Genomic DNA, 6,379 nt, shown 5'->3' on the forward strand with positions numbered 1-6,379 from the left:
ATCCGTTTATTTTTGACCACAAACTAGTGGTTTATATAGGTGGGGTATGGACATCACCGACTTATTGGCAAGTTTTCGATGTAAGTAAACACTCAGAAATAGCCAATATGTGTAAGTATCCTACAATTTTGTCTAGGCGAATTGCAATGAAAGTTAACCGATGTAGACCATTTTTTTCGTTTTGTTTTGAATTTAATGCCTAACAAATGTGCAACATTAGGCAAATAGAGCTTATTTTTTGCATGTTTATTGATATTTGATAGGTTGCTCGCAAAAATCCTTGCGTAAACTAATTGGTCGAATTTTGCAGGGATGTAATTTTTTTTCAAAAAAAGACTGATATTCATTCTTATTTACTTGAGTGCTTTGAAAATATGCAATTACACGAGTTAGTTAATACTATCGGCCAAGATCTCCAACGTCGTTATGGTGAGAAGGTTCACAAGCTGACACTTCACGGTGGGTTTAGTTGCCCAAACCGAGACGGGACAATTGGCCGTGGCGGTTGCACCTTCTGTAATGTAGCTTCTTTTGCCGATGAACAAACTCAAGTTCAAAGTATTGCTGATCAATTAACAGATCGTGCGGGTGAAATCGCTCGTGCCAAGAAGTATCTTGCTTATTTTCAGGCGTACACCAGTACTTACGCTGAGGTGCAGGTACTCAAGAATATGTATGAAGAGGCTCTAAAAGCACCCGGAGCAGAGATTGTTGGCCTTTGTGTTGGCACGAGACCAGACTGCGTGCCTGATGCGGTACTCGATCTACTCGCGGAGTACGTTAAGCAAGGTTACGAAATTTGGCTAGAGCTCGGCCTGCAAACAGCCAATGATAAAACCCTCAAGCGAATTAACCGCGGACACGGTTTTACGGTGTATGAAACGATCACCCAGCGCGCACGTGCTTTAGGTATCAAGGTATGTACTCACCTTATTGTCGGCCTGCCTAAAGAAACCAAAGCTGATAACCTTGAAACTCTAGATAAGGTATTAGCGGTTGGCACCGATGGTATTAAGCTTCACGGACTTCATATAGTAGAGGGCAGTACCATGGCTAAAGCCTGGAAGGCTGGCAAGCTAGAAGCACCAAGCCTTGAGGAGTACATTGATATCGCGAGTGATATCATTCAACGCACACCTGCAGACGTGGTTTATCATCGTGTATCTTCTGCGGCGAGACGCCCGACACTACTCTCCCCTTTATGGTGTGAGAATCGCTGGTTGGCGATGACTGAGATTGGTCGTTCGCTTGATAAAACCGGCGCACAAGGCATTAAAACAGGCTTTGCATTCGAGTACACGCAACCTGTTTTAAACGCGACCAATTGATCAGAATGGGTGACTGTAGGTAACAGCAGATAAAACCAACAAATAGTGGTAACATTTCCCTCACAGAATTTATAAGTATAGATTGAGAGCAGATGGAACTGGTAATGACTTGGTTATGGGATAGGGCGTATGGCTACGGTATATATATCGTTGTTCTATTGCTGATAGGTCTCATCTGCTGGCATATTTATTTACGTTACCAGTCATATATTGAACAGCTTCTTCTTGCTACGCCTTCACCTCTTTATTTTGTTGACATCCGAAGTGGCGAGATCTTGTACGCCAATCGCCAAGCCATGCAGTTGCTTGGTATCCGCCAAATCGGTACTCACTTTCGTTTTCCAACAGTGGAAGCTGAGAATAGTTTTCGTCATTACCTCACTGATCACATCAACTCTCGAACGTTTGAATATCTCTCGTCCTGGGTTCTTTCTGAATTTGAGTCTTTTAAGATCAACTTGGTGGGTCGTAAGATCCACTTTAGAAGTAGAAAGGCTTGGATGATACATGCTTCCCCTTATAAAAGTACCAACGAAGAGCTTTCCCAAGAGGTTCGTGATCTCAATGTTGCTCGTACCGCTTTGGATTCTTTATCTGAGTTGGTCTATGTCATCGATCAAAAGGGTGAATTGGTCGCGAGTAATCGTGCGTTTAAAAAGTTTTGGCATGGTCGTCCTGAAGAAGGCACTTTAAGTGTGTCTAGTGGTGCCTTAAAAGGCCGCGTCAGTGAGCGCTCATGGACCACAGACCAAGATGGTAAGGGGTGTCTCCTTGAAACTTATCAAAGTGTCTTACTCTCGCAAAGTGGGGAAACCATAGGTACGCTCTCGATAAGTCACGATGTGACGGATTGGCATGACATGCAACAGCAACTGCGTGGGGAAATGGAAAAACGTAAAGATACCGAAGTTGCACTTGCACAGCGTGACACCATTTTACAAAACATCCTGGAAGCGAGTCCTGACTCGATTGGTATCTTCAACGAAAATATGGTCTACCAGGCGTGTAATAAGCCATTTGTGGCAGCGTTGGGTATTTCTGAAGTCAGTGACTTAGTGGGTAAACGTCTACAAGACGTAGTACCAAATAGCATTTATATGCGCGTCTCAGAGACTGATCACCAAGTGCTTCATCAAGGTAACTCGTTGCGTTACATCGACAAATTGGTTTCAAGTGATGGAGAGTTTACTTGGTATGATGTAGTGAAGTCGCCTTTTAGAGACCCTGCATCGAGTACCAATGGTGTACTGATCATGGCACGTGATATCACAGAACGTTACCTCGCTGAGCAGAAACTTGAAGAAGCCAATTTAGAGCTTGAGCGCCTCAGTTTTATGGATAGTTTAACTCAGGTGTCCAATCGACGTCGCTTTGATGAGCAGCTGTCTACTTTGTGGCATCATCACGTGCGAGAGAAGTTGCCGTTGACGATCATGCTGTGTGACATCGATTTCTTTAAAGGCTATAACGATTTCTATGGACACCAACAAGGTGACGATGCTTTGATTCAGGTTTCACAAGCCTTTAAGCAGGTGTTGAATCGCTCTTCGGATTGCGTGGCTCGATACGGTGGTGAAGAGTTTGGCTTTATTCTCCCAAACACAACCACAGAAGGTGCGCTTATGGTCGCCCGTCGAATTCATGATGAAGTGCAAAAACTAGGACTCGCTCATGAGAAGTCGACAGTGTCTGACTCCATCACGGTGAGTATTGGTATTGTCTCTTATATACCAACACCTGATGACGAAATGGAGTCTGCTGTTGCCTTGGCTGACAGTGCGTTGTATCAAGCGAAATCTGAAGGTCGAAATCGTTCGATAGTGCATCCATACTCTATTCACTAACTTTATAAAATTGATTGTTTGAGCAGCCGCGCCTGTTTTGGCTTGTTCGGTATTTATATTAATTGGATTAACCTTCGATATTACCGCTAATCTCTTGCTGCGTGTGATGTGGCTAGCTTACCTACTATCTTCAAACAGGGTAGAATGTTGCTAGTCTTATCGCATGGAGCGCTAAATGAAACCCATGAAAAATCTCGCCCAGTATTACGTGGATCTGCTCGTAAAGCTGGGGATTGTCCGCTTTTCTATCTTACTCGCCCTAGCGCTTGTTGCCCTCGCTGTTGTTGTGCAAGTGGGTATCACTCTCGCACTCAAAGGTAATGTTGATGATATCGACATTGTCCGTTCAGTTTTCTTTGGTTTAGTGATCACGCCTTGGGCGGTTTATTTCTTGTCAGTGGTGGTTGATCAGCTGGAAGAGTCGCGTCAAAGATTGGCGAAGTTGGTCTCTAAGCTTGGTGACATGCGTGAGCGAGACCAAGAGCTCAACAATAAACTGCAACTCAATATCGAGAAGCTCAATCAAGAAATCGAAGAGCGCGAAAAAGCAGAAGAAGCACGCGCCGAAGCGATGCACGATCTCGAGAATGAAGTCTTCCAACGTGAACGTACTCAGCTTGAATTAGCAGAACGTACGGCGCTGTTGCGCTCGTTTATCGATGCTTCTCCTGACCTTATTTATTACCGTAATGAAGAGGGTGTTTTCTCTGGTTGTAACCGTGCGGTTGAAGAGCTCACCGGCAAGACAGAAAAAGAGCTAGTCGGTTTGACGCCTTGGGATGTCTACAGCAAAGAGGTTGCTCAGCAAGTGGTGGAAACCGATAAGAAGGTGTTTGCCGATAACCAAGCGCTCACTTATGACCAATGGCTTGAATACCCAGATGGGCGTAAGAGCTACTTCGAACTGCGTAAAGTACCTTTCTACAGCAAAGATGGCCGGCACTTAGGCTTAGTGGGTTTTGGTCGTGATATTACCGAGCGTAAAGAGCATCAAGAGTCGCTAGAGAAAGCCAGTCGCGATAAGACCACCTTTATCTCAACCATTAGTCATGAGCTAAGAACACCGCTTAATGGCATCATTGGTTTGAGCCGCATGTTGCTTGATAGCCAATTGACCACCGAACAGCGTAAACAGATGCAAACCATCAAGGTGAGCGCAGTGACACTGGGTAATATCTTCAACGATATTATCGATATGGATAAGTTCGATCGTCGTAAGCTTGAGTTATTCCCAACCCCAATCAACTTTGAAGATTTCGTTGTTGAGATCGAAAGTATCTCTGCACTGATGGCTGAACAAAAAGGGTTGAGGTTCGATCTAGAACGCTTGTCCGATCTCCCTGCTGCCGTTGAAGTGGATGGTACTCGCCTGAGACAGGTGTTGTGGAATCTCGTAAGTAACGCGATGAAGTTCACCAAAGATGGTGGTGTCGTGATGACGGTCAGCGCTGAAATTGATGGCGACTTTGCCAACATCACGATGGAAGTGGAAGACACCGGTATTGGTATCCCTGAAAGTGAAATCGAGAAGATCTTCGAGATGTATTATCAGGTGAAATCCGGAACGGATAATCTGCATGCGGTGGGTACAGGCATTGGCCTTGCGGTATCGCAGCAGCTGATCAATATGATGGACGGCCACATCGAAGTGACCAGTGAAGAGGGCTTTGGTAGTACCTTTACGGTATCGATTCGAGTTCCTGTTAATCACGATACTCAAGCTCTGATTAAAACGCCAAGAAAGCAGTCGAATCTTAAGATCTTCATGGTCGAAGATATTGAACTTAACATCACTGTGGCTCGCTCTCTACTTGAAAGCTTAGGTCACGAAGTGACAGTGGTGATGACGGGTAAAGAGGCGCAAATTGCCTTCAACCCTGAAGACTATGACTTGGTATTGTTAGACATCCAACTGCCAGACATGACCGGCTTCGACATCGCTCAGTACTACCGTGAGAAGTATAGCCAGTTACCGCCTTTGGTTGCGTTAACTGCTAACGTGCTAAACAACAAACAAGAGTATTTCCAGAAAGGCATGGATGAAGCGATCAGTAAACCACTGTCGGTTCGTGCAATCCAGGATGTCATCAGCGAGTTGATTGAGGATGCCCCAGAGGTTATTGAGAAAGCCGAGGGCATTGATACAGTAAAGGATGTTGAAAAAGTAGCAGGTGCTGAAAAAGTAACAGCGAGTAAGCCGGCTCTTTCAACGATTGATACCACTTTGCTTGATATTGATATGTTAGAGTCTTATGTTGAGATTGTCGGGTCGAAACCTGTTTTGGATAGCATCGTGATGTTTGAAGATATGATGCCGGAATATATGGAAATATTGAATTCCAATATGGTTGCGAAAGATCAAGACAGTATCGTTTCTGAGGCTCACAAAATTAAAGGTGCAGCAGGTTCCATTGGCCTGAAACGCATACAGCAAGTTGCTCAGAAAGCTCAATCTCCAGATATGCCTGCGTGGTGGGAAAACATTTCAGATTGGGTTGATGAAATAAATAACGAATACCAAAATGATATTGAAGTCTTAAAGAGTTGGTTAAATCAAAGGTAGAAGAATAATGAAAAAATTAGCATTCGCCGCATGTGTAGTGGCATTAGCGGGTTGTTCTGCACCACAAGTAGAATGGCAGCAAGATAATCAAGTAGAAGTATCTGCAGCGACAGTCACAATGAAAAGCAACCTGTGGCACAACAAAATGCCTATGATTGGGGAGACTCAAGATAAGACACTGCATGGTGCTATCTACCTAGAATCAGACTCACAATTACCAGCAACACTTGCAATTGAGAGTGTGACGGTAAAACAGGGTGCAGATACCTTGTTAGTGACGGCTGACGACCTTGATTTAAGAACTCACAGTGAAACTCAGTGGGAAGTCGCCTTTGTATGGCAACTAGAGATCGACACTGATAAGCCTGTTGATGTTGCGATTGAACTAAAAGATGGCGAAACCGTGAAGTGGCTAGTCGAGAAAGACGTCAAAGTTGATATGGTTTACTAATACCAATCGTAGTAAATAACTGATCACCCTAGCTTGTTAAAAACCTCGATAACTTCGTTAGAATTTTTGATTGTAGAATAACTACTTATCGAAAAATTCTGCCTTGTTCTCAAGCTTTTTTCCTACGCTATGTTTGATCACTTACTTACTGTGATTGGTATAAAACCTTAGCGACCAATGAATACTGAACAAT

The 6,379-nt window shown here is 44.1% G+C and carries 4 protein-coding genes; all 4 read left to right on the forward strand.

The genetic code is table 11. From position 1 onward, the window contains the following. Positions 1-374: 374 nt before the first annotated feature. The 4 genes from AB4407_RS15310 to AB4407_RS15325 all read left to right on the forward strand — a co-directional run bounded on the left by AB4407_RS15310 (position 375) and on the right by AB4407_RS15325 (position 6,186). Complete coding sequence (locus AB4407_RS15310; protein WP_372121152.1) at positions 375-1,328, forward strand: TIGR01212 family radical SAM protein; 954 nt, start codon at positions 375-377, stop codon at positions 1,326-1,328. A 92-nt stretch (positions 1,329-1,420) separates the two neighbouring features. After that, entirely contained in the window at positions 1,421-3,172 is a 1,752-nt protein-coding gene (locus tag AB4407_RS15315; RefSeq protein ID WP_372121153.1) for a diguanylate cyclase domain-containing protein, read from the forward strand. A gap of 175 nt (positions 3,173-3,347) precedes the next feature. Further along, the gene (gene arcB, locus AB4407_RS15320) at positions 3,348-5,735 is read left to right on the forward strand and encodes an aerobic respiration two-component sensor histidine kinase ArcB (RefSeq protein ID WP_372121154.1); all 2,388 of its coding nucleotides are present in this window, start codon (positions 3,348-3,350) and stop codon (positions 5,733-5,735) included. Between the two features lie 7 nt (positions 5,736-5,742). Beyond that, complete coding sequence (locus AB4407_RS15325; protein ID WP_372121155.1) at positions 5,743-6,186, forward strand: hypothetical protein; 444 nt, start codon at positions 5,743-5,745, stop codon at positions 6,184-6,186. Positions 6,187-6,379 lie beyond the last annotated feature (193 nt).

The organism is Vibrio sp. 10N.261.46.E11 (assembly GCF_041472735.1).
Lineage (GTDB): Bacteria > Pseudomonadota > Gammaproteobacteria > Enterobacterales > Vibrionaceae > Vibrio.